This window comes from Thiocapsa sp. (genome assembly GCF_022340925.1).
Lineage (GTDB): Bacteria > Pseudomonadota > Gammaproteobacteria > Chromatiales > Chromatiaceae > Thiocapsa.
The window spans coordinates 34,277-58,418 of the sequence record NZ_JAJDNA010000080.1 but is presented as its reverse complement, the minus strand read 5'-3'; the positions used below and the strand labels follow the sequence as shown (position 1 = coordinate 58,418).

Here is a 24,142-nt window from a genome sequence, read left to right as displayed (position 1 = left end):
TGACGTCCTCCGAGAATTCGTGCCATGAGCGATCGGGCCAAACACTGGGATCAGGTCTATGCCAGCCGCCGCCCCCACGAGGTCAGCTGGTACCAGGCGCGTCCGGACACCTCGCTGCGCCTGATCGCCGCGCTCGGGGTCTAGCCCGGCGATCCGGTCATCGACGTCGGCGCCGGCGAAAGTCAGGAAGACGTCCCTCATGGTTCGCTCCCTATGCCGCCGACGCACCATGCCCGCCGGCGAGTCTCCTGCCGTCGGTGCGACAGGATCGGACCCAACTCGCGGTGCCGGCCTCGCAGCTGCCGCAGAGGTCGAAGCCTTTGCAGCATTATACGGGACTCGGTCATCCCCGCATTTGGGACGCCTGCGCAGGTCAAAATGAAGACCGGTACTGCGCGGGGCGGCGGACGCCTCTCAGCGGCTCCGGTACAACGCTGATCGCTGCGGAGAAGTCCGGGCGCGTCGCCCGACTGATGGAGCTCGACCCGCGCTACGTGGACGTGATCGTGCGCCGCTGGCAGGCGTGGACGGGGAAGGCCGCGAACCGGGAGAGCGACCGGGTCATGTTTGATGAGCTAGCCGCCGACGGCAACGCAGGTCCGGACGCGCCTGAAGAGGGATCGCCAGTCGTGGTATGAAGACGCGCAGAATGTGTGACTCGCATCGCGTTCAGATCGCTTCCCCGTAGATACGATTTCCACTGAGGATTCTTCAGTGGGACATCCGATCATGGGCGCATACAAATCCGCATCCTCCCCTGCCGTACGGGGCCAAAGCCAAGCCAAATCGGCGAGTTGCGACTCACCAGCGCTTGGGTTCTCCGATCCTCGTCTCGACGATGAAGGCGAGCCGGCCCTTCCGGTGCAGGTGTTCTGCACGCTGGAGGAGGTCGCTGCCGAGATGGGAATTCGCCGCGAGCAGGTGAGAGTCATCGAGCAGCGGGCGTTACGCAAGTGCCGCGTCTACTGCGAGGCCCGCGGGCTGCGCCTGGAAGATCTTCTGGCGGTATTTCCACTCGGCGGGTGCCCATAGACCTTACGAGTCGCGACTGCTCTGCCTTGACTCGGGTGGTGCTAAGCGCGGCAACCGGTCGAAGGGAGACGCTCCAAGCCGCACCGGTCGTTGGCCGTGACGCGCACCGTTGCGCCCAAGGAGAATCAGCTGCCGCGGTTCCACTGTTCCATCTCCTTGCGGTTGCCTTTGTCCAAAAGAGCGCGCCGAACGAAGGCGGGCAGAATGCGGCGGCGTACCGGGGTCTGCGCCAACTCGGCATCCTGCCAATCCAGCTCCTCAACATGGGCCCATCTTTGTCATTTGGGCCGTCCGCTGAGCCCGAAATCCCCGAATTCTGCCAGCGCGGCCAGAACCGATACTCGACAAATCAATTTGTTGGCAACCGCGGGGCGCGTGTAGTGCCATAATAGCTTGGTATTGCCCCTTGCATTGCCCTGCGCGTCAGCTACGGGAGTGGCATGTTCATCCGCCGCACCACCATCAAGAGCCGGGAGAGCGGTGAGCGCTACTACAGCTACCGGCTCGTCGAATCGGTGCGGACCGCCAACGCCGGGCGCCAGTTCGCGGTGCCACGCGATCAATGGGGTGCGCTTGCGCAGCGCATCGAGGCCCTTCTGGGGGGGACAGCTCGACCTCATGGCCGATGGCTTGGAAGCGGCCTGGGAGGCGCTGGCAGCGGAGTTCGCGGCGCGCATCATTCGCCGCCGCGGGCAGACGCCCCCGCCCGGGAAGCCGCCCCCGGCGGGCGACTTCCAGCGGGTGGATCTCGATCGCGTGGAGCTCATCCGCCCGCGCAGCGGCGGCGCCGAGCATGTCGCCCTCGAAGCCCTGCGGCAACTGGCGCTCGATGCCAAGCTCTGCGCGCTGGGATTCAATCGCCACCGAGGAGAACATCGAGTGGCTCAAGACCCAAGGCTGTCCCTATCGCGTTGTCAGCCGTGAGCGCAACAAGCACTTCGACCCCGAACAGGCCACCGTGATCCGCGACGAGCCCGGCGTGCGCATCAGCGTCCAGCGGGTGATCGATGAGACGACCGGGGAGGGGCGTCTGTACTGTCATTCCACCGCCCGCGAAGGCAAGGAGCGGGGCATCGCCGAACGCTTCTGCACGCGCCTGGAGGCGGAGCTGCAATCCCTCGCCGAGGGGCTGCACCTGCCAGGCCGGGTCAAGGATTACGAGAAGGTCCTGGTGCGCATCGGGCGACTGCGCCAGCGCTATTCCCGCGTCGCCCGCTACGATGAGATCCGTCTCGAGAGAGACGAGGCCACTGGCCGCGCCAGCGCCCTGCAGTGGCAGCGTCTGGTCCCCACCGAGGGCATCCTCCCTGGGGTCTATTGCCTACGCACCGATCGCAAGGACTGGGATGCGTCCACGCTGTGGCACACCTAAACCATGCTCACCGACATCGAGGCGGTGTTCCGCTCCTTGAAATCCGAGCTGGGTCTACGCCCGGTCTACCAGCAGCTGAGCAAGCGCGTCGACGCACACCTGTTCATCTCGGTGCTGGCCTACCACCTGGTCCATCCCGTCCGCCTTCAGCTCAAGGGCAAGGGAATCCACTCCAGCCGGGAGCGCCTGCGCAACCAACTCGACGGCCAGGAGCGTGTCACCGTCGTGCTCCACCGCGAGGATGGCAAGATCTGCCATATCCGCAAGGCGACCCGTCCGGAGCCCGATCAAATAGCCATCTACGATGCGCTGGGCCTACCAGCTTTGCCTGGCAAGACCGAGAAGGCGCTGGTCGACCCCAGCGCGGGCGGTCCTCTTGCTTGAACAGCAGTGCAATCGCCGTTTCCCAATTCGCGTCGGGTATCGCAGGGGGCGGTGAGGCACGAACCGCACCATTGCCGGGTTCGGCGAGTCCTTCGGTGCGGCTCGCAGGCACACCGCACCCTACATTGATTTCCAGAGGCTCCTCGGCTTGCACGCCGTCGCTCAGATAGAAGGGCGCCTCGAGCACGGCGAGCCAAGGCCGGTTGTGCCGATTGAGACGCAAGACGGCCGGGGGTACCTGCTGTTCGCTTTCCAGCTCGAGCAGCAGGGGCTCGGACGGGTAACCGAGGGCCGCCAGAAGCTGCGAATGCCAACTCCAGAGGTCCGTGTCCTCGGCGCGGGCCCGAATCTCGGGGTCCGGATACTCCAACGCCTGGGTCTTGGCGCGGAAATAGAGATCGGACACGGCCTGGAGCCTGCGTGGCACGGACTGGGAGCCCTGGGCCTTCCAAGCCTTGACCTGATCCGCGATTTCATTGGCGAACTGCTCCGCGAGGTAGTGAGCGGCGCAGTATTCGCCGACGTTCTGAATGGCGTTGTCGAGGCTCAAGGTTTCACTGTCACGTTGTCCGCGAGCCAGCGCGCGAATGCCTGCTCGCTTAGGGCGCCCGACGCCAGATCGAGGACGGCCCGAGCGGTGGCAGCCTCGCTGCCGGTAAAGCGGCAACCGTTACGGACGAGAAAGATGTAGGCGAGCATGAAGCCAACCCGCTTGTTCCCGTCGATAAAGGGATGGTTGCGCACGACGCCGGCAGCATAGGCGGCAGCCAACTCGACGAGGCCGGGACTCCCGTAAGCTTGGAGCTGTCGCGGCCGCGCCATCGCCGATTCCAGCAGTCCCCGATCCCGAACACCGGACAATCCGCCGAAATCGGCCACCAGCCTTTCGTGCAAAAAGATTGGGAGGTCGTCGGAGAGCCAGACCGGCTCCGTCACTTGGCCAGCTCGCGCAGGGTATTGCGGTACTTTCTGATGCCCTCCTCCGCGATCTCCATCTGCCGCTCGAACTCGGGATCATAGGGGGTCAGTCGATAGCCGCCTTCCGGGGCCTCGGTCAAGATCAGCTTGTCGCCGTCACCAAGATGCATGCGATTGAGCATCTCCCGCGGCAGCCGCACGCCCAAGGAGTTGCCGACCTTGACGATTTTCAGTTGGACCATGCTGACCTCCAAGGTGGTTACTACTGTACCCACAAGCAGGATCGCATCTTCCGAGCCACTTGGCAAAGCCCCGAGACCGGCGCCGCCGCGCAACGCATCGGGGAGAGGCCATTGGTATGGCCTGCCCCGCTCGCCTTGCCTAACGCGCCCCCTCGATGTCGAGCACCAAGCGCGTCGCAGGCTCATCCGTCGCGCGGAGGTGTGCGTTCTTCCAGTTCTCCTCGCGATCGTGCAGATACTTCTGAAGCTCTTCGAGCCGGGTGCGCAGGCGGGTGGCGCGCTTGCCCTCAGGTGGCAGGTCCTTGAGCTGCTCCTCAATGCGCGCGCCCCAACGCCGGAACCACTGATTCAAACGACCAGGCGATACCTGTTTCCGCACAGATTGAAGACCATACGACCATCTTCAAGAATACTCGAACTACGAAAATCCGCCTTGACGTCAGCGGGGTCGCCCAATCGGCCTGGCGTGCGGCTCGTTACCACGCGAGGGCGGGTTCTCTTGCGTCCGTGAACGCGGGCTTTTCATCACAAGGCGCCTTCAGCACGGACAGAGCGATGACGCGCATGGGCCCAAGCTAGTCCCGCGATCGGACCGGGGCAAGCACCGGTGGATGATTCCGATTACCGTGACCATTGCTCCGGCGCCCCGGGACAGTGGGCGCGGAGCGCCGGAGCCATGCATCACACCGCGGAGCGGATGCGACGAGCGGCACCGGGGGACCGCGCTCCAACGCTCGGGAGAATGGGCGCGGAGCGCCGGATCGATGCGTCACACCGCAGAGCGGATGTGACGAGCCGCTCTCGCTGACCTTCTCCGCTGCCACGCTTCGGCGTGGGAGTGCCGTGCAGACGCTCTGCGTCCCGTTCCGCGGGTCTTGACGCGCCGCGTCGTCGCTTACCCCCGCGCGGAGTTGTGGGAGCAAGCGCTTGGGGGGTTGCTGGAGCTGTCGTCCGGTCTCGTCGACTCGCATGATTTCCCTGAGGCGGTGGGCGCCTGACCGGGGTCGGTCGCACCGCGAAGCGCGCCTCCCACAGCGGCCCCCCATGCCTAGCGGCCGTGGACGGCCTGGGCCATCCTGCGAAAGTCGGCGTTGCTGGCGGCGAGGCGCTCATAGTCGCCCTGCCCGGTCAGTTGCCCCTGGTCGAGCAGATAGATGCGGTCACACTCCCGCACCGTGGTGAGTCGATGGGCGATCAGGATGACGGTCTTGCGCCGGGCGAGGTTGCGCACGGCATCCATCACCGCTTGCTCCGTGAGGTTGTCGAGGGCGCTGGTGGCCTCGTCCAGGATCAACAGCTCCGGGTCGTGGTAGAGGGCGCGGGCGATGCCCACGCGCTGGCGCTGACCGCCGGAGAGGCGCACGCCGCGCTCGCCGACGGGGGTGTCGTAGCCCTGCGGCAGCGCTTGGTTGACGAGCTGGTGCAGATTGGCGATCCGCGCCGCGCGCTCGACCGCTTCGTTGTCGATCCGCTCCGGCGGGACTCCGAATGCGATGTTGGCGCGCACGCTGGCATCGGCAAGATAGATCTGCTGGGGGACGTAGCCGACGGTCGCCTGCCAGGCACGCAGGTTATCAGCGGTGATGGGGGTGTCGTCCACGGTGAGCGACCCGGCCTGCGGCGTCAGCAACCCGAGAATGACGTCCACCGTGGTGGTCTTGCCGGAGCCGGTCCTGCCGACCAGGCCCACCGTGGCGCGGGCGGGGATCTCGAGACTCAGATCGCGCAGGGCGGGCTGCGGGCTGTCGGGATAGCTGTAGGTGACCTGCTCGAGCCGGATGCGCTCTTTCAACCCAAGCGGCCGCGCGCGCTCCAGCGGCAGACCGGTGCCGTCCTCCGGGGCCAGGTCCGTCAGGTCACGGTGGAGGCTCTCCAACGCCGGGGCGGAAAACCGCAGGGTCACGAGCTGAGCATAGGCCCTCTGGAGGGCTGGCATCAGCCGGTAGGCGCCGAGGGCGTAGACGGCCAGCACCGGCAGGGCTTGATCCAAGCCGCCGGGACGTGTCATCAGATAGATCACCGCCAGCAGGAGTCCGCCGAAAGCCAGCGCCTCGAGCACGAAGCGCGGCATTTGACCGACAACGGACTGCATCGCCTTGGCCTGCGCGAAGCGCCGGGCGGGCTCCTCGAAGCGCACCAGGAGCGGGCCCTCCAGCCCGCCGACCTTGACGTCCTTGATGCTGCCGAAGGTCTCCTGGACAACCGCGTAACGTTCCCGATTGGCGGCCAACCGTTCAGCGCCGACGCGGTGCAGATGGCCGCGCAGAGCGGCGTAGATGAGCCCGTAGGCGCCGCCGACGCCGACCGCCACACCCAGAGCGAGGAGCGGATCCGCGAGGATCAGCAGGATGGTGACGGCGAGCACGACGGCGCCTTCCGAAATCAGGAGGATCGCGGGATACAGGGCGCCGCCGATGACCTGCTCGGTCTCCGAGAGGATGGTCTTGCCGAGGTCGGCGCTGTGGCGGCCCAGGAACCAGTCGTAGGGTTGGCGCAGGTAGTCGGCCATCAGCTTGCGGCCCAGGCTGTACTTGCGCATCTCGCCGAAGCGCACGCTCGCATAGGTGGTGAGCGCCCGGAAGGCCGTGGAGATCACCAGGGCCAGAAAGACGAGGACGCCGAGCAGCAGAAGAAAGGCTTGGGGGTCGGTGAAGCCGAGCCGGCCGTAGGCGGCGGCCAGGTAGGCGTTGGTTTCCACCACCGCGGGGTCGGCGACGACAGACATGAACGGCATCACCGAGGCGACACCGAGCATTTGCAGCAGGCCCATCACCAGGATCATGACCAGAAGGATCACGGCCTGCCGGCGTTCCGTGGCGTTGAGGAGCTGCCAGAGCCTTTGGTAGGTGACGAACATCGGGGCCTCGGTCCGTGAATCCTGGGTCTGCTCGGTTGAACCTGTTGCTTCGCCTGGTCCGGGGTGCTGTGTGGGCCGCACGCTCGCGCTGAGCGCGCTGATCCTGAAGATGGCCCATGCGGGCGGTCGCCATGCCCTGGACCTTTGGGGCACCCCTGGGCGTGTCGCGGATCTCGGGGCCGGAGATGCACAGAGCCCGCCGGGCTCGGGGTCGCACGTTGCCTGAATGCGTCTCGCGAAGCAACTCGCGGTGGCTCTTGCTAGATGAGGCCAAGACGGCATCGTCACCCGCAGCGCCGAGCGCCAGACCCAGGCGTCGCACCGCGGAGCCGGTGCGACGAGCGGGCGGGGCGGCATGGCGGGAGGGCGCTCCCAGGACCCAGCCTGCCGCTTGGGCCCCACTCCTGCGCTCCACCCCTCCGCCGCCCCCGCGTTCCGCCCCACCCCCTCGCTCCTAGGCTCCAGCGTGGGAGTGTCGGGCGGACGCTCCGCGTCCTCTGCACAGGACTTGAGGCAGAGCGCCCGACGCTGGCGTCGCACCGCGGAGCGGATGCGACGAGGGGCAGGGTGGGGGGAAACCGGCCGACGTCGCATCGCAGGTCGCCGGATGCGGCACGATGCGCTACACCTCTGCGCCCTAAGCGGGGTGGGCTTGGATCGGGTCGTCCTGCTCGCTCCCGCCCTCCAGCGTGGGAGCCGCGGGCGGGCGTTCGGACACCTTGCCTTGGGCCACGAGCAGCACGCGGTCGGCCAGGGCGAGGCTGGCGGGGCGGTGAGTGATGAGGATGACGGTGCGCTGCTCGAGGACCGAGCGGCAATCGTGGATGAAGGCGAGCTCGCCGTCTGGATCGAACATGGCGGTCGCCTCGTCGAGGACCAGGATCGGCGGGGCCTTGAGGAGGGCGCGGGCGAGTGCGATGCGCTGCCGCTGGCCGCCGGAGAGCCGGATGCCCTGGTCGCCGATGAGGGTGTCGTAACCCTGAGGCAGACGCCGGATGAAGGCATGGGCCTGCGCCGACCGCGCGGCGGCCGCAATCTCGTCCAGTGTGGCCTCGGGGCGGCCGTAGGCGATGTTCTCGCGGACCGTGCCGTTAAGCAGCAGCACCTGCTGGGCCACCAGGCCGATCTGACCGCGCAAGCTGGCGATGCTCACGCCGCGGATGTCGGTGCCGTCGATGAGGATCCGGCCGCGCTCGGGATCGGCGAAGCGCATCAGCAGATGGATCAGGGTGCTCTTGCCCGCGCCGTTCTCGCCGGTGAGGGCGACGGTTTCCCCTGGGCCGATCTCCAGGTCAACCCCCTCCAGGACCTTGGCCCGCCCCGGATAGCCGTAATGCACGGACTCGAGCCGGATCCTGCCGGCCACCGGCGGCAGCACGGGGGCACCGGCATCGTCCGGCTCGGGGCGCACGGCGAAGGCCTCGAGCAGGCGGCTGGCGGCCCCGCGGGCGGTCTGGACGCTGCCGTAGACCCCCGCGAGACCGCTGATGGGGCGCGTCAGCAACATGCCGTAGAGGAGCACGCTCACCAGGTCTGAGGGCCGGAGCGCGCCGGACTGCAACTGCAGGGTGCCGAGCGCGAGCAGCAGGAGCAGCCCCAGCCCCGCAAGCAGGTGGACCGCCGGGGAGAGAATCGACTCGATCAGCAGCTGACGCTTGGAGATCCGCATCAGTCTGGCGTTGCTGCGCTGGAACCGGTCCGACTCGTGCGCCTCGCGGGTGAATGACTTGATGGCGGGGAGCATCCCGATGTTTTCCTCGAGGGTGGCGAACATCTCGGCATGGGAGCGCACCCATTCGGAGGAGAGCGGTCGCAGGCGCCGCCCGATCAGCTTCATGGCGAGGAAGAAGAGCGGGACCAGGACACCCGCCAGGGCGGCGATCAGATGGCTGATCCGGAACAGGAAGTACAAGGCCCCGGCGAAGGTGATCAGCAGCGGCAGCAGGCTCACCAGGGTCCCGGTCACGAAGTTGCTGATGTGTGCCGCATCATTGCCCAGGAGGGCGAGCACCTCGCCGCGGCGCCGCTCGTGAAAGTAGCTCAGTGGAAGGGATTGCAGATGGTCGTAGAGGCGCGTGCGCAGGCCGGCGAGCATGGTCTCGCCAGTGCTGCCGAGCAGGTAGCGGTTGCCGAAGCTGAGCCCGCTCTGCGCCGCAAGCAGGACGGCCCAGAAGGTCAGGAGCGCCGCCAGACCGACCGGCAGGGAGGCCGGGGGATGCAGGAGCAACTCGGTGAAGCGGCCTGCGATCCAGGGATTGGCCAGGGCGATCGCGCTCTCGCCGATCAGCAGGGCCACGGCCAGCGCGAGCACCCGCCGGTGGGGCGTGACATAGGCAAGCAGCCGCGCGAACCGGGATCGTGCAAGCAGACGTCGGAGGGGTGCAGTGATCATGTTGGGCCGCGAGCAGGACCTCGACCGGGCGGAATCGACAGCGGATGGTCTCGACCTCGCCCCAGGGGCGGCAGGTCATGCGGGACGGGAGAGCCCGGTTTATCGGGCACTGTGGGATGGCATCCCCAAGGCGACAAGAACGTCCGGGCCGGACCGCAAGGCCGCGACCCATGTTGCCCGGGCCAGAGCCGGGAGGGGGATGCTGGAGCGGTCAAGCCAGAGCGAGGCGGCGGCGCCACGCTTGGCCCAGAACGCCCGACCCATGCTTCGCACCTCGGGGTGGTTGCGCCGACCTGGAGTCCTTGGCACGGTTCAGAGGGGGACAAAGCTCATCACGGCCTGGCGCGGGGTCAGCTCGGCACCGCCCTGCCCTTCGGCGGTGACGTAGTGCACCAGGACCCGCTCCAGGGCGGGGAAACCGGCGAACAGACCGAGCGCGGCCGAGCCCAGCTCGTCCGGACGCTCGCATTCGAAGCGATAGCTCACATGGAAGTCGCCGTGCGCGTCCCCGCCGTCGTGGCTTCCCTGATCATGCGCGTGCGCTTGCCCGGCCTGGGCGAAGTCGGCGTCGACCTCAGCCGTCTCGAGCCGGCAGCCGGCCTCGGTGTTGAAGCGGATCATCGCGTCCCCGGCCATCAGGTTCTCCTTGGCCAGGTTGAAGGTTTCGCGCTCGGCGTCGCTACGCGGTGCGCGCTCGAAGCCGATCAGCCCCGCCGCGGCGGCGATCAGCTCGACCACCACGCTGGAGCCCTCGGCCGCGACGTTGAGGTGTCCGATCCCGTGCACATGCGCGCCCTGCTGGCCGGGTCCGGCGCCTTCCGCCTGAGCGCTGGCGGCGCCGAGGGCGATGAGGATGCCGGCGATGGAGCCGACATTGAATTTGAGTCGGGTCATGATCGGTCTCTTGGTGTGCTGGTTGCCGGTTGTCGGGCCAGGCGGAGCGCCTTCGAGCCGCCAGCGATCGGCCGCACCTCTCCTAGCCTGGATGCGGCGCAGCGGAATCCAGGTCTCGGCTCGCGCGCACGCCCCAGGCTACCATGTCGCTGCCACGCTCCAGCCCACCATTTCGCTGGCACGCTCCAGCATGGGCGCGCCGGGCGGACGCGCCGCGTCCCGGCACGCCTATCGACGCAGAGCGCCCGCACCTGCCCCGACGCCGCAGCGTCGGAGCCAGAACTGCTCTCGGACTCAGCACCGGGCAGCACCGCCGCCCTTGGCGCAGAGCGCCCGACCCAGGCGTCGCACCGCGGAGCGGTTCGACGAGCGGTCCAGGCTTCGCCGCGGCGCCGGTCGTCGACCCACGGTTCACCTGGATTGCGCTCCGCTTCATCCGGGCGACGGACACCGGGATGGAGGCGCAACCGGGCCTTCACCTCCCCTTCTCCGCGCAACCGGCGCAGGTCCCGATCACCTCCACGACGCGCCGCTGGGCACGAAAGCCGGTTTCGCGGGCGGCGGTGCGCAGGCTGCGGGCGATCGCTTCGTCCTCGATCTCGGTTACCTCGCCGCAGGCGTTGCAGATGAGGAACTGGCTGGAATGCGGGTGCTCGGGGTGGTTGCAGCCGACGAAGGCGTGCAGGCTCTCGAGCTTGTGCACCAGCCCCTGCTCGAGCAGGAAGTCCAGCGCCCGGTAGACGGTGGGTGGAGCCAACGCCCGGGAGCCATCGCGCATGGCATCCAGGATCTCGTAGGCGCCCAGCGGGCGCGGCGAGGCGCAGAGGATCGACAGGACACGGCGCCGTTGGGCGGTGAGGCGCACGCCGCGGCCTTGACACAGCACCTCGGCGCGGTCGAGTACCTGGTTGACGGATGTCGCCTCCATCCAGCTATCTCCCCGGTTGGGCCGCAACCGCGCTTCGCCCCGCCCGCCGCCGGGTGAGGAGCCGGCTGAGAAACGCAGACACCAGATAGACGCTCCCGGCGAGCAGGATGATCGTCGGCCCCGCGGGCAGGTCCGGCCCGAAGGAGAGCGCCAGACCGGCGGAGGTGAAGACCCCGCCGAGCAGTGTCGCGACCACCATCATCTTACCCAATGAATGCACATAGTGACCGGCGATCGCCGCGGGAAGGGTCAGCAGCGCGATCACCAGGATCAGGCCGACAACCTGGATCAGCAGGACCACGGTGACCGCGACGAGGCAGAGCAGCAGCAGATAGAAGAAGGTGACGGGAACGCCGCGCAGCCGGGCGAACTCCTCGTCAAAGGTGACGGCGAGGAGCTGTCGGTAGAAGAGGAGCACGGTCAGCACCAGCAGGAGGTCCAGCCCGGCCATGACCCACAGCGCACGCCGCGGGACCAGCAGGATGTTGCCGAAGAGGAAGCTCATGAGGTCGGTCGAGTAGCCGGGCGTCTTGGCGATGAAGAGGATCCCGATGGCCATGCCGATCGCCCAGAGGGCGCCGATCAGGGTGTCTTCCTGGGCGTGCCAAGCGAGTCTCACGAGACCGATCAGCAAGGCCGCGAGGACCGCAGCGGCCAGTGCGCCGAGCAGCGGGTCGAAGCCGAAATAGAGCGCTGCGCCCATGCCGCCGAGCACCGAGTGGGCGATGCCGCCCGCCATGAAGGCGATGCGCTTGACCACCACGAAGGTGCCGATCACACCGCAGCCCAGGCTGGCCAGGACCCCGGCCAGCAGCGCCGTTTGCAGGAAAGGGTGTTGGCCGAGGGCCTGGATGAACTGCTGCATCGTTCAGTCCCGGTGGAGCGCCGTGCCCGGCCCGGTCGCGGCGTGCGCGACCTGCCGGACGTTGTCGCCATAGAGCTGGTGGATGAGGTCGCCGTCAACGACGTCGGTGCGGTGACACACCAGGGTGCGGTTCAGACAGGCGACGCGATCGACATAACCCGAGATGAAGGCGATGTCGTGCGAGACGACCAGGATGGTCAGGCGCGCGTTGAACCGGGCCAGCAGGTCGAAGATGTCGCTCTCGATGCGCTGGTCGATGTTGGCCGTGGGCTCGTCCAGGATCAGGATCAGTGGCTCGGCGACGAGGGCACGCGCGAGCAGGACCCGCTGCAGCTGTCCTCCCGAGAGGGTGCCGATGCACCGCCCCGCGAGGTCCAGGGCCTCGACCTCGGCGAGCGCGCGGCGCGCGGCAGCGCGGTCCGCCGCCCGGTACCAGCCGAGCACCGGGCCGAGCCCGAGCCGGCCCGTCAGCACCACCTGCTCGACCGAGATCGGGAAGTCGCGCGGGAAGGTCGGGAACTGGGGAACATAGCCGACCCGCCGCACCCCCTGGGGGGGTGGCCGCCCGAGCACCCGGATGCGCCCGCGCGTCGGCTGGAGGAGTCCGAGCACCAGCTTGAGCAGCGTGCTCTTGCCCCCGGCATTGGGGCCGACCAGACCGACGAACTCGCCGGCCCGGATCTCCAGATTCACGCGCTCCAGGACCGGTGCCTCACCATAGGAGAAGCTCACGTCCTCGATCCGGATCACCGGGTCCGCGAGCCGCTCCGGCGCGGGCATCGCGGGCGACGCCGGGCGTGCGGCCGTCATGGGTGACCGGCCTCGGCGATCAGCTCGGCGACGCGCCGCATGTTCGCGAAGTAATCTCCCGCCAAGGGGTCAATTGCGGCGACCCGTCCGTCGATCGCCTGCGCCACCCGCTCGGCAGAGGCCGGATTGATCTGCGGCTGCACCAGGACGACCCGGATCCCGTCACGGCGGGCCTGATCGATCAATTCGGCCAGGGCACGCGCCCCTGGCTCCTTGCCTTCCTTCTCGATCACAACCTGCTCCAGGCCATAGTCCTGGGCGAAATAGCCCCAGGCGGGGTGATAGACGAGAAAGCGGCGCCTCTGCAGCCCCGCCAGTCGGTCGCGAATCGCGGCGTCGAGGGCGTCCAGATCGGCAGCGAGGCTTTGGTAGTTGGCCGCGAAGTCGGCGGCGTGATCGGGTGCCAGCTCGCTCAGGACATTGCGGATCCGCGCACCCATGATCTTCACCACCCTGGGGCTGGTCCAGATGTGCGGGTCCAGCTCGCCGCGGTCATGTCCATGGCCGCCGGGGCGCAGCGCGATCCCCTCGCGTGCATCGAGCACGCGCATGCCCGGATTCGCCGCCCGGAGGCGCGTCATCCAGGCGTCCTCGAAACCGAGGCCGATGCGTACATAGAGTTCGGCCCCGGCGAGCGCCGCGATCTGGCGCGCGGTCGGCTCGAAGGCGTGGGGATTCTGCCCGGGCCGGACCATCGCCCGCACACGGACATGGTCGCCCCCGACGCGCGACACGAAGGTCTCCTGAGGGACCACGCTGACGAAGACCGAGAGCGGGCCGGCGGCCGCCGCCAGGCCCGGAAACAGCACCAGCAGGAACAAGATCAAGGGTCGGCGAAGCAGCATGGGTGGAGCGCCCGCTCGGACCGCGCGTCCGCGCGTGTTTGTGTTTGGATCAGATATGTTTGGATACGATATAACGTCCCGCCCGCGGTTGCCAGCTTCCGGTCTCGCTCCCCCTCCCCTCCTCGCTGCCACGCTCCGGCGTGGGAGTGTCGTGCGGGCGCTCAGCGTCCGGTGCGCGGCGGTCGAGGCGCACGATCGGCCCCGACTCCGACACCGGGGCAGCGCCGCCAGGGCCAGCGGCGGCGGGGCTTGGGAGCCGGCGCCGGGCGGCGGCAACGCAGGGGCGCGGAGCGCCCGACCCCCGCGTCGCACCGCGGAGCGGATGGGCCCAGGGGCGCAACGGGTTGGCAGTTCACGTATGATCGCGGGGCCGTCCCCATCAGCCCGAGCCCTTGCCAACCCAACCGGTCCCGGTCGCCAGCCCCGTCATGTCCATCTCCTCACAACTGCTGTGGGCAGTCGGCCTGAGCCTCTATGTGCTCGCCGTCCTGCTCCTGACACGGATCCCCTACGCCGCCATGGTCGCCCGCGGGATGGAGCCGATCCGCGCGGTCTACTACACCCGCAAGATCGTGCACATGCTCGCCGGCGGCGTGGGCTCTGTGATGGTCCCCTTGGTCTTCAGCGACCCCTGGTACCCGCTGGTCTGCGGGCTTCTGCTCACCCTGCTGACCTATGGCGCCCATGCGACCGGGCTGCGGTTCTATTGGTTCCAGACGGCTGAAAACCGCAACGACGTCAAGTTCGCGCTGATGTGGGCGGTCTCCGTATCCCTCCTCTGGTGGGTGCTCGACAACCCCTGGCTCGCGATCCTCCCGGCGCTCTACATGGCGTTCGGCGACGGGGTCACCGGGGTCGCGCGCAACCTGCTGGTGCGCCGCCGCTCAAAAAGTCCGATCGGCAACCTCTTCATGCTCATCGTGTGCGCGCCCCTGGGCTGGATCATCGGCGGGCTCGCCGAGCCCGCGATCCCGATCTGGGGCCTGATCTCGGCGGTCGTGGCGACCTGGGTCGAGCGCTACGAATTCGGCCCGATCGACGACAACGTGCTGATCACGGTCGCGGCGTCCACGGTGCTCCTGCTCGGGACCTGGCTGGGCCCAATGGCCTGACCGGGTGCCGCGGATCAGAACACCCGGCTGAGCGCGAACCCGGCAAGCAGGAGAAAGAGCGCACCGCTCAGCTGATGGAGCCGCCGCAGCGGCATGACCTGCAGCAGTCGACACCCGACCCAGACCCCGAGCGCAGAGGTCAGTGCCAGGGCGAGGGTGGCGCCGAGCCAGATGGCGAGGGGCGGCAGGGCGGCCGCGAGACCGGCAACCGCGAGCTGGGTCTTGTCCCCCATCTCGGCCAGCAGGATCATCGAGAAGGCCGCCAAGAGGATGCCGCGGTGGCTCCAGCTCGGTCCGGATGCCTCCCCTTCGCCCTCGCCGGAGCGCAGCGCCATGACCCCGAAGACGGCGAAGAGGGCGGCCGCAAGGCCTGCCACGACCCGTTCCGGCACCCACTGCGCCAGCGCTGCCCCGAAGACCACGGCGAGCGTGTTCAGGACCATGAAGGCGGCCACCGCCCCGAGCAGCACCGGCCATCGCCGGTGACGGGCGGACAGGGTCATGCAGACCAGCTGGGACTTGTCGCCGAGCTCTGCGAGCAGGATCACGCCAAAGGTCGTCGCGGTGGCCGACAGCGCATGGGGCGCGGGCAGGAGGGCGATCTCGGTCACGGCCTGATCAGGCCCGGAGTGCCCTCGACGCCTCGCGACGGGGCCAGAGCGGCGGCCGGCGCAGGGACGTTCGGTCCGGCGAGGCGACGGCGACTGAGTGGCCGTGGCGATGGTTCGGGCGGGGTCCTGGCGTGTACACGGAGAATATCGAGTCGTGGCAGGCGGCGACGGTCGAAAAGACGGCCCGGCCATCGGCCTGGGGCGGCGTGCACGGGCGCGTCGAGCCAGCCGCATGAACCTAGCGGGCGGCCGCCCCGCTGTCAACACCTCCCTGCGCCCCCTGCGGGACAGCGGCGCTTGTCCCGCAGGGGGCGGCTTTGCAGGAAGCCGGGCGGCCGGTTAGGATCGTCGCGCCACTGCATAGCGGAGGAGTCATGTCCGATGATGGCTGTCACACCCCGACCCATTGAGGAAGCGCTGAAGCATTCAGCGCCTGCCGCGAGGGGCAGGATGCCCCGCCAGTGTCAGTCGCGTCAGCGGCTGACAGTGAAGGAAAGCGGAAACCGCGTTTTCGCTCTCCGTACCGATGGTCGGCCAGGATGGCCGATCCATCAGTCTATAAAGCTCAGGATGCCCCGCCAGTGTCAGCCGCGTCAGCGGCTGACAGTGAAGGAAAGCGGAAACCGCGCTTTCGCTGTCCGTGCTGATTGGCGGCCGGGATGGCCGGCCAATCAGCGTCTCCTCGAAAGATTTGCGCTGCTCGGCGCGCTGCTCTTCGCCTGCGCGGCGCAGCCCGCCCTGGCCGAGGGGCAGGCCGCGCCCGGCGAGGTGACGGGCGCCAAGCTGCTCAGTCACCCAGGCTGGTTCAAGGAGAGCTTTCTCGACCTCACCGAGGACGTCAGCGAGGCAGCGGACGAGGGCAAGCACGTCATCCTCTTCATGGAGATGAACGGCTGCCCCTACTGCTACAAGATGGTCCAGGAAAACTTCGCCAACGCGCCTTACCGGGACTTCATCCAGGCGCATTTCGACGTCATCGCCCTGAACACCAAGGGCGATCGCGAGGTGGCGGTGACCGAGGAGATGTCGATGACCGAGAAGGAGGTCGCCGATGTCTATCAGGTGCGCTTCACCCCGACGCTGATCTTTCTCGATGAATCAAACAAACCGGTGGCGCGCGTGAGCGGCTATCGCAATCCCGATGACTTCAAGGTCGTCCTGGACTATGTGCAGAACAAGGCCTACCGGCACCAGAGCCTGAACGACTTCGCCGCGGCCAGACTGGCGGCAGCCGTCTACAGCTTCCGCGAGCATCCGATGATCCGGTCCGTAGACGACCTCAGCGGCGTGGTCGATCGCCCGCTCGCGGTCCTGTTCGAGGATGCCGCCTGCGTCGCCTGCGATGCCCTGCACGACGGCCACCTGGCCGACCCGGAGGTCAGGCGGATCCTGGGCGGACTCACGCTGGTCCGGCTCGACACCGACTCCGAGACGCCCATTGTCGACCCCATGGGCAACCAGACCACACCGAAGGCATTGGCCGAGGCGCTCGGCATCCAGTACCGGCCGAGTATCGTCCTGTTCGACCGCGGCCGCGAGATCACGCGGATCGAGAGCATGCTCTACCGCTACCATTTCGCGGGCGTCCTGGAGTATGTCGCCGGCCGCCACTACGAGCGCTATCCGGACAGCCCCTTCGACTACATCGACGTCAAGACGGCCGAATTGACGGCCGCGGGCAAAGACGTCGCGATTGCCGACGAGTGAGGCGGCCGGAGAGCGGGTGCGGCCGCTCCGCGACGCGCGCGGGGCCGGATGTGACGAAATGTGTCAGAATCGGTCGAGTCGTTGGCATCGAGGCGACGCTGAGCGGCCGGCGATCGCATACGATGGATCGCACAGCCATGTTTTAAAAGCTATATATTTTTTTGGCGCGCGTCGTGCATCTAAGTGAACGGGCGCCGAGGGGCTCAGGACCGCTCGCCAGGCCGGATCCACCGGCGGATAGGGACGGCGCGGCACGGCCAGTCTGGCGATCGACCCTGGCTCCGGCCCGACTCACGGACGAACCTCTCATCAAGGACGGCCCGCTGATTGAATCCAGGGACGGATTCAGTCAGCATCTATCTGTCGAATGACGGGGTACCAGGATGGCGACACCGAGCCCAGATCAATCCAGCCAAGACCGGCGCTCCCACCGGCGACTCGGCACCGGCATCCAGATCCGCGTGGCCCTGCCCGGGTCCGCCGAGTCCATCGCCGCCGAGAACCGCGACATCTCCTGGGGCGGCGCACAGTTCCTGACCTCGGATCCCGCGATCCTGGATGCGGAGCAGGTCACCCTGACCTTTCCTTGGGGGACCAGCCGTTCGTTTTCCGCCGATGCGCAGGTGGTCCGACGCGAGACACTCGAGGATGGAAGCATCCGGGTAGGCGTCCGCTTCTGCGGCCTCTCGACGCAGAGTCATCGGCGCCTCGAGAAGCTGCTCCATTTGCTTGCGAAGACCGATCCGGAGGCCCAAAGGGTGCAGGAGACGGTTGAGAAGGCGCCGCTGGTGAAGGTGCTGGAGGTCCTCTTCACCGAGATCGACGAGGTCCGCCACGTCCTGAAGCAGATCCGTGACGGACGGCTCTCGGTGACGGTGTTCGGGGCCTATCAGACCGGTCAGAGCATTGTCTTTTCGATCGCCGGCACGAAAGATTTTCCGAACCTTCGACTGCGGGCGCGTGTCAATGCGCAGGAACCCGTGCATGTCGCCAGCAGTGACTGGGCTGATCTGGTCAGCCTGGACCTGCGCTTCGAGCACTCGCTCGATGATCTCGCGCGCTATGTCGGCCGCCGTCTGCTGGCGCTTCCGACGGGGCCTCGGCTGGCCGACGCGACGGCATGATCGGCCCAGCGACTGCACGCGGGTGGGAACGAGGTGGACACTGGTTCGTTGGCCATCCTGGCCAGCATCAGCGCGCCTTCCGAGCGACGCGACCCTCGGAAGGCTCGGTTTTCGGGCATTGAGGTGCCTGAACACGCCGGGGCCTCCCGCCCCGGACGGGCAACGCTGAATACGTCAGCGCTTCCCTAGCGGATCCACCTTCCACATGGGCCGCCAGCACGGAGAGGATGCCGACATGGTCTCGGTTCTAGAAACCAGGTTTCCACATTTGATCGAGCGAATCGAGGCATGCTGGGGCGACCCGGATCGATTCGAGGGCATCTTCTCGGAGCTGCTCCTAGACAAACGCGGCGGCCGCAGCGGCTGGCCACTCGATGCCTGGGTGGAGCTGAATCTCCTCCAGGAGGTGCACGACGCGGCCTATGGCCTCTCCAAGCGGCGTCCCGATCCGGCGGGCGGTCTCTTCGGGCAGAACTGGTCCTTCGCCGGTTGACCGCAGGGACAGAGGTCGTACCGGCGTCTCGCGGCACCCGTGCCCGCCGGCGCGGGATCCTCACCTCCTCGGTCCTTCTCTACCTGGCACTGGCGGCACGCCCCGACTGGAGTTCGGACCGGCCGCTGCGAGACCTCATCGACGAACCTGCGCTGATCTGCCTGCTGCTCTGCGTCGCGGTGCCCGCGTACCTCTGGCGCTCGCCTCTCGTCGCGGATGTCCTGCGGGACTGTGCGGATCACATCTGGCGGGATCGAACATGACGACACGCGTGCGTGCATCGAGGCGCGAGATTTTCGGTTGGGCGATGTACGACTTCGCCAACCAGGCCTACACCCTGCTCATCATCACGGTCGTCTTCGGTGACCTCTTCACGCGGGTCATCGTCGGGGATGCCCCAGACTACCGGGTCGGCAATCTCCTGTGGAGCCTCGCCCTCTCGACCAGCTATCTGCTGGTCGTGGTCTGCTCGCCGGTGGCCGGGGCGATCATGGATTACACCGCGAGCAAGAAGCGCTTCCTGTTCGCAAGCTATCTGCTCACCGTGCTCGGCACCGCCGCGCTCTATTTCGCCGCCCCCGGCTATGCATGGATCGCCGTGGTGTTCCTGATCGTCTCGAATTTCGGCTTCTCCATCGGCGAGGCCTTCATCGCGAGCTTTCTGCCCGGACTCGGGCCGCCGGAGGACCTGGGCAAGATCTCCGGGTTCGGCTGGGCGCTCGGCTATGTCGGGGGCATGGTCTCGGCCGTCTTCGTGCTCCTCGTGCTCGGCGAGGTCAGCGCGGAGAACTTCGATCACATCCGCTGGGTGGGGCCCTGGGCCGCCGCCTTCGTCCTGGTCGCGGCCATTCCGACCTTTCTCTGGGTGCGCGAGCCCGGGCGGCCGCGCACCCTCCCTCCCGGCATCGGCTATCTGGGCATGGGGCTCGCCCGCGTGCGCCAGACCCTGGCGCACCTGCGCACGCATCGCGACCTCGCGATCCTGCTGGTGTCGGTCTTCTTTTCCATGAGCGGGATCTATATCGTCATCTCCTACGCCTTCATCTACGGCGCCCAGGTGATCGGCTGGGACGAATCGGTGCGGACCCTGATGTTCGTGCTGGTGCAGATCACCGCAGCGGTGGGCGCGTTCGGGTTCGGCTTCATCCAGGATCGGCTGGGCGCACTGCGCACCTACGCGATCACCCTGGTGATGTGGATGGTGGCGATCGCGCTCATCTACCTGACACCGATCCTGAGCGATCTGGCCCGCGACGGCCTGGGCCTCGACTGGCCGGCCCAGTACATCTTCCTGGTCGTCGGCTGCGTGGCCGGGCTGAGCCTCGGCGCCTGTCAGTCCGCCACGCGGGCCCTGGTCGGCCTGTTCTCGCCATTGTCACGCGCGGCCGAGCTCTTCGGCTTCTGGGGTCTGGCGCTGAAGCTGGCCGGAATGTTCGGCTTGCTCGCCATCGGGCTCCTGCAGGCCCTGGTCGGGCTGCAGACGGCGATCCTCTTCTGTGTGCTGCTGTTCGCCACGGCACTGGTCGTGGCCTTCGGGGTGAACGAGAGACGCGGCCGCGCGATCGCCGAGGCGCACGACGCCGGACAGGTCGTCTGGTAGGCCGCGTGGCCTGCTTGTGATCGTCTTCGCCGGAAACGGATCGTGGCTTCGGCATCTCCTGGACCCGACGCATCGGGCGATGGCGGTCAGCCCTGTCAGTCGTCCCGAGGGGCGTCAATCGATGGGTCGCCCGGGGATCCCTGTGCCTCCCCCGCGAGGATCCGATAGACCTCGGCGAGGGCCTCGTCGCCGCCGACATTGCCCGGAAAGATGACCACCGGCAGGCCGGGGAAGCGCGGGTGGTCGTCCGGACAGCGGACCACCGAGCAGCCGGCGCGGATCTGGCCGAGGACGCGCGCGGTGCGCAGGGCCAGGCCCTCGCTGAGGGTGTCGTTGGAGGTGATGCCGCCCTTGCTGACGAGGAAGCCGATCTCCTGCGGCAGGTTCCGCACGATCCTGACCAGGAAACGGGAGACGCACTCACCGAAGGCAAGCCGCTCGGCCGCGCTGGGGAACCGGCGCTCCCCCCGACTGGTGAAGAGGACGGCGCCCCGATCGGCGTGCTGGGCGGTCTCGAGCCGGGCGAGCAGGTCCTGCAGCAGGGCATCCTCGTCGGCGAGCAGACGATCCAGCTCGATCTCGATCGGGATCACGTCCGTCTCCGCGACGAGATGCCGGAGCTGCCGGGTCGACTTCTCGACATGGGATCCCATCAGGACGACCCCGGGGCGCGCATGACGGACATAGGTCGACATAGCGGCGGGCGGCACCGGTTGGGGCGGGAGACCCGCCAGCGCGGTCAGAAGGCTTGCGGCGCTGCGGAACAGAAACCGCTTGCCCTCCCCCGTCGCGTCCAGGACCTGGCGGGCAAAGCCGTCGAGGTCCGACTGGCGCTCGGCGTCCACCACACAGCAGGCATTGCCCTCCAGGGCGCGCAGGCGCGCGCCGAGATCGCCTCGGACGGCCCCCAGCCCGAAGCGCTCCACCGACCGTGCCAGGATGCGCCCGCCGGTCTTCTCCTCCACATAGTCGGGCAGGAAGGCATGCCGGAAGCCGAACACCGAGTCGCGTGCGAACTCGGTCTCGTTGACCGGCACGGGCACGCCCTCGACCATCAGATAATGCACCGCGTCGCGGGTGATGCGTCCGCCCTCGAAGAAGGCCGGAACCAGGAAGTGGGCATCGAAGGGGCCCAGCTCCTCGGCGATGACATCGGTCTCCACCGGATAGTGGCCGCGCAGGGTGGAGTCCGAGCGGCTGACGATCAGCGGCCGGATCAGCTCACCGTCGGCCGCGAGCCGCTCAAGTGCGGCACGCAGATGGACGCAGATCTCGCGCGTCACCCGCGCCGCATCCGCCGCGCTCATGCCGCGGGTGTTGCTCAGCACGAAGCAGAGCGGGGAGGCGTCGGTCAGGGCCTCGACCAGCGTCTCGGGGTCCCAGCGCGTCAGCAGGAGACAGCCGTGGACGGTCTGGGACCCCGTGGGATCGTCGTCGATGGCGATGACCTTGGTGGTCGGCATCGGGGACATGACCGGCGTCCTCATCCGTCGGCGCTGCCCAGCGCCGACCGGCCCGCGGCGAGCAGGTCGCGGGCACGCTGCTCCAGGGCCTCGGCGGTGATGCCATTGTAGGCCATGATCTCCGCGGGGCTGGCGGTGGTCTCGCCGCGCTGCCAGCCGATGAGGTCGCGCGCGGGGGCCCGGCTGCGCAGGAGTACCGGCTCCAGTGCCAGCGTCCCGCCGCCGCTCACCCCGATCAGGGCATCGCCGTCGAAGAGGGCCCGGAAGTCGGCATCCCCCATGAAGCGGTCGTCGGGCTCGGCGGCGTGGCGCCAGGCGACATCGCCGGGGCGATAGAGTCGGCGCGGGTTGACCACGGCGACGACGCGCACCCGGTAACCGGCGGCCTCCAGTCGTTCCTTTGCCGCGAGCACGGGCAGCACGACCATGTCCCCGGTCACGGCAAAGACCAGTGTGCCCGCCGCCCCATGTCCCGAGTCGGCGAGCGCGATGGCGCCCGCCTCGACGGCCTCGCGCGCCTGCTCGGGGGTCGAGTAGACCGGCAGCGCCGACTTGGAGGCGATGATGCTGATGCACTTGTTGGACTGCCCCGCCGCCCAGGCATAGGCCGCCTGGATCTGATTGGCGTCGGCAGGATAGAGCAGATAGACATTGCCGTTGCGGATCTGACCGCCGATGTAGTTCTCGATCTCGGGGCGCTGATGGGTCCAGCCGTTGCGGCCCTGCTCCAGCGCGCCGGCGGTGAACATGGAGATCACGGCCGGGGTCTTGCGTCTGAGCTCGGCCATCGCCTGGCCGACGGTCTGCACGATCGGCCAGCCGTTGATGGCGAAGCTCTCGTAGGACAACCACAGGGACCGCCCGCCGAACAACGCCAGACCGGCGGCGAAGCCGGCGCAGGCGTCCTCGCTCAGGGGCTCGTAGACCTGGCCCGAGGGGGACTGGTTGTAGACCCCGTCCTCGGTCGGATGGCGGATCTTCAGGGCCTCGTTGATGACCTTCATGTTGGAGGCCTCGTTGCCGTCGGCGTTGGCCACCACAAAGAGCGGGTCGCGCCGCCCGAGCTCAGCGACCATCTCGGCCATGGCGCTCGCCGGCACCGCCTGCTCACCCACTGCGAAGTCGCGGGTCGGCAGCGCCCCGATGTCGCCGGGGAGGCGCTCGGACTCGGTGACGGCGGTCTCCCCGGCCGGCCCGCCGCCGGCCCGCCGCATGTTGGCACGCACCAGCGCCCAAGCCTCAGGGGCCAGGGCACCCCGCTCCAAGGCGGCCGCGATGTTGGGCTTGGTCGCGTTGTCGCCGGGGTAGAGGTTGTGCGACTTGGCGCCCTGGGCGTGCACCCCTGCCCCTTTCAGCTGCTTGACGATGAAGGCGGTCAGGGTACCGCCGAGCGAGGAGGTCTCCGCCTCCTGCAGCCCCTCGAGCACCGCGCGGGTAAAGGCGAGACGCGCGGACTCACCGAACAGCGTGCTGTCGACATAGTCCCCCGTCTGCCCGGCGTCGTCATAGGCCTTGGCGTCGACCAGGATGACCCGCTCGAAGTCGTGCGCACGCCAGTAGTCGAGCATCCGGGCGTTGTCCATCAGCGAGACCATGGAGTGGTGCTCCTGGCTGAAGCCGTTCCAGATCAGCACCGGCAGGAAATTGGTCACCTCGGGATAGGCGGTGTGAAAATGCTTGAAGGCCGAGAGGATGTAGGGCTCGCCCAGCCCGCCGTCGCCGATGGTCACGGGAAAGAGCGTCTCGCGGTGCAGATAGGCAGCGGCCATCGCGAAGTGCTGGCCTTGACCAAGGGGTCCGGCCGGGGCGAGCAGACCGGGAATGGCGCCCGAGAGGTGCCCGAGCAGCCCCTCGCGCTCGCGGAAGCGCGTCTGCAGCTGGTGCATGTCGGTGATGCCCATCGCCTCCAGCGAGCCGTCTAGAAACATGGCGCTGTAGAAGCCGGGCGCGTGGTGGCCGACCTCGGTCAGGATATTGGTGTGGCCGAGCATGACCAGCGCGGCATAGGCATCGGCCGAGCTGGCGAAGCCCCCCGGGTGCCCGGACGCCTTGGAGGCACAGAGCTGGAGCGTGGTATAGCGCAGCGCATCCGCGATCAGACGGGTCTGATAGACCGCCGTCGCGTCGATCGCCTCGATTCGATGGGCACCCTCGGCGATCGCCGGGCGCGCGCCGAGCCGGTCGAAGTCGGGCGGCAGGCTGCCGAAATGGAGCACCCCGTTGCAGAATCCGGGTGCGGTCTCGAGGGGCGGGGTGGCGCTTGCGGTCATGGGGCTCTCTCCTCTGCTCTCGCCGACGGTGTCGTCGACCGTGGGCCGGGGGTCCGGCGTTGGGGCGAGAATAGGCACGAGCCGGTATTTTCGCAATAGAGAACCTATTTCGCCATACGTAATATTTTCCTCCCCGCGCTCGAGCGCGCTCCAATTCAGACGCTTCCCGGCCGGTTTTCGGCATCGCGACGGCGATATTGGATTTCGCGATCCGGGGTCCTCG

20 protein-coding genes and 1 pseudogene are annotated in these 24,142 nt (G+C 68.0%); 7 read left to right on the top strand and 14 right to left on the bottom strand.

All coding sequences use genetic code 11. The annotated features are described in order from the left end of the window. Positions 1-729 precede the first annotated feature (729 nt). On the top strand, positions 730-1,032 hold the full coding sequence (locus LJE61_RS10145; RefSeq protein ID WP_296914543.1) for a sigma factor-like helix-turn-helix DNA-binding protein: 303 nt from the start codon (positions 730-732) through the stop codon (positions 1,030-1,032). 440 nt (positions 1,033-1,472) lie between these two features. Continuing rightward, positions 1,473-2,788, top strand: a pseudogene (locus tag LJE61_RS15385) (IS1634 family transposase). 546 nt (positions 2,789-3,334) lie between these two features. Here the strand turns inward: LJE61_RS15385 and LJE61_RS10130 are convergent. The 11 genes from LJE61_RS10130 to LJE61_RS10080 all read right to left on the bottom strand — a co-directional run bounded on the left by LJE61_RS10130 (position 3,335) and on the right by LJE61_RS10080 (position 13,539). After that, complete coding sequence (locus LJE61_RS10130) at positions 3,335-3,724, bottom strand: type II toxin-antitoxin system death-on-curing family toxin (protein ID WP_296914552.1); 390 nt, start codon at positions 3,722-3,724, stop codon at positions 3,335-3,337. Further along, complete coding sequence (locus LJE61_RS10125) at positions 3,721-3,948, bottom strand: AbrB/MazE/SpoVT family DNA-binding domain-containing protein (RefSeq protein WP_296914555.1); 228 nt, start codon at positions 3,946-3,948, stop codon at positions 3,721-3,723. The genes LJE61_RS10130 and LJE61_RS10125 overlap by 4 nt, the downstream gene beginning before the upstream one ends. Positions 3,949-4,087: 139 nt before the next feature. Further along, the gene (locus LJE61_RS10120) at positions 4,088-4,300 is read right to left on the bottom strand and encodes a hypothetical protein (protein ID WP_296911540.1); all 213 of its coding nucleotides are present in this window, start codon (positions 4,298-4,300) and stop codon (positions 4,088-4,090) included. Further along, entirely contained in the window at positions 4,297-4,431 is a 135-nt protein-coding gene (locus LJE61_RS10115) for a type II toxin-antitoxin system HigB family toxin (RefSeq protein WP_296911539.1), read from the bottom strand. Before LJE61_RS10115 ends, LJE61_RS10120 begins: the two co-directional genes overlap by 4 nt. A gap of 565 nt (positions 4,432-4,996) precedes the next feature. Further along, positions 4,997-6,805: an ABC transporter ATP-binding protein gene (locus LJE61_RS10110; protein WP_296911538.1), complete on the bottom strand. Its 1,809-nt coding sequence runs from the start codon at positions 6,803-6,805 to the stop codon at positions 4,997-4,999. 637 nt (positions 6,806-7,442) lie between these two features. Continuing rightward, on the bottom strand, positions 7,443-9,197 hold the full coding sequence (locus LJE61_RS10105) for an ABC transporter ATP-binding protein (RefSeq protein WP_296911537.1): 1,755 nt from the start codon (positions 9,195-9,197) through the stop codon (positions 7,443-7,445). A gap of 312 nt (positions 9,198-9,509) precedes the next feature. Continuing rightward, entirely contained in the window at positions 9,510-10,091 is a 582-nt protein-coding gene (locus LJE61_RS10100) for a DUF2796 domain-containing protein (RefSeq protein ID WP_296911536.1), read from the bottom strand. A 475-nt stretch (positions 10,092-10,566) separates the two neighbouring features. Next, on the bottom strand, positions 10,567-11,019 hold the full coding sequence (locus tag LJE61_RS10095; protein ID WP_296911535.1) for a transcriptional repressor: 453 nt from the start codon (positions 11,017-11,019) through the stop codon (positions 10,567-10,569). A gap of 4 nt (positions 11,020-11,023) precedes the next feature. After that, positions 11,024-11,884: a metal ABC transporter permease gene (locus tag LJE61_RS10090; RefSeq protein WP_296911533.1), complete on the bottom strand. Its 861-nt coding sequence runs from the start codon at positions 11,882-11,884 to the stop codon at positions 11,024-11,026. 3 nt (positions 11,885-11,887) lie between these two features. Beyond that, the gene (locus LJE61_RS10085) at positions 11,888-12,694 is read right to left on the bottom strand and encodes a metal ABC transporter ATP-binding protein (RefSeq protein WP_296911531.1); all 807 of its coding nucleotides are present in this window, start codon (positions 12,692-12,694) and stop codon (positions 11,888-11,890) included. Beyond that, positions 12,691-13,539: a metal ABC transporter solute-binding protein, Zn/Mn family gene (locus tag LJE61_RS10080; RefSeq protein WP_296911529.1), complete on the bottom strand. Its 849-nt coding sequence runs from the start codon at positions 13,537-13,539 to the stop codon at positions 12,691-12,693. The genes LJE61_RS10085 and LJE61_RS10080 overlap by 4 nt, the downstream gene beginning before the upstream one ends. Before the next feature lie 428 nt (positions 13,540-13,967). Here LJE61_RS10080 and LJE61_RS10075 point away from each other — a divergent pair, with 428 nt between their 5' ends. Continuing rightward, on the top strand, positions 13,968-14,651 hold the full coding sequence (locus tag LJE61_RS10075; protein WP_296911527.1) for a hypothetical protein: 684 nt from the start codon (positions 13,968-13,970) through the stop codon (positions 14,649-14,651). Positions 14,652-14,665: 14 nt separating this feature from the next. Here LJE61_RS10075 and LJE61_RS10070 read toward each other — a convergent pair whose 3' ends face one another. Continuing rightward, positions 14,666-15,262 (bottom strand): TMEM165/GDT1 family protein, encoded by a 597-nt coding sequence (locus LJE61_RS10070; protein WP_296918297.1) that lies wholly within the window; start codon positions 15,260-15,262, stop codon positions 14,666-14,668. A gap of 606 nt (positions 15,263-15,868) precedes the next feature. On the opposite strand from LJE61_RS10070, the gene LJE61_RS10065 reads away from it, so the two are divergent. The 4 genes from LJE61_RS10065 (at position 15,869) to LJE61_RS10050 (ending at position 20,186) form a co-directional block, all read left to right on the top strand. Next, a complete protein-coding gene (locus LJE61_RS10065; RefSeq protein WP_296918295.1) occupies positions 15,869-16,969 on the top strand; it encodes a thioredoxin family protein in 1,101 nt (366 codons plus the stop codon). 383 nt (positions 16,970-17,352) lie between these two features. After that, complete coding sequence (locus LJE61_RS10060) at positions 17,353-18,093, top strand: PilZ domain-containing protein (protein WP_296911521.1); 741 nt, start codon at positions 17,353-17,355, stop codon at positions 18,091-18,093. A gap of 205 nt (positions 18,094-18,298) precedes the next feature. Then, a complete protein-coding gene (locus LJE61_RS10055) occupies positions 18,299-18,586 on the top strand; it encodes a hypothetical protein (RefSeq protein ID WP_296911519.1) in 288 nt (95 codons plus the stop codon). A 259-nt stretch (positions 18,587-18,845) separates the two neighbouring features. Next, positions 18,846-20,186: an MFS transporter gene (locus tag LJE61_RS10050; protein WP_296911515.1), complete on the top strand. Its 1,341-nt coding sequence runs from the start codon at positions 18,846-18,848 to the stop codon at positions 20,184-20,186. A gap of 95 nt (positions 20,187-20,281) precedes the next feature. On the opposite strand, the gene LJE61_RS10045 is transcribed toward LJE61_RS10050, so the two are convergent. Together LJE61_RS10045 and LJE61_RS10040 are read right to left on the bottom strand one after the other, a co-directional pair. Beyond that, positions 20,282-21,658: a four-carbon acid sugar kinase family protein gene (locus LJE61_RS10045; RefSeq protein WP_296911512.1), complete on the bottom strand. Its 1,377-nt coding sequence runs from the start codon at positions 21,656-21,658 to the stop codon at positions 20,282-20,284. 11 nt (positions 21,659-21,669) lie between these two features. Then, positions 21,670-23,919: a phosphoketolase family protein gene (locus LJE61_RS10040; protein WP_296918293.1), complete on the bottom strand. Its 2,250-nt coding sequence runs from the start codon at positions 23,917-23,919 to the stop codon at positions 21,670-21,672. Positions 23,920-24,142 lie beyond the last annotated feature (223 nt).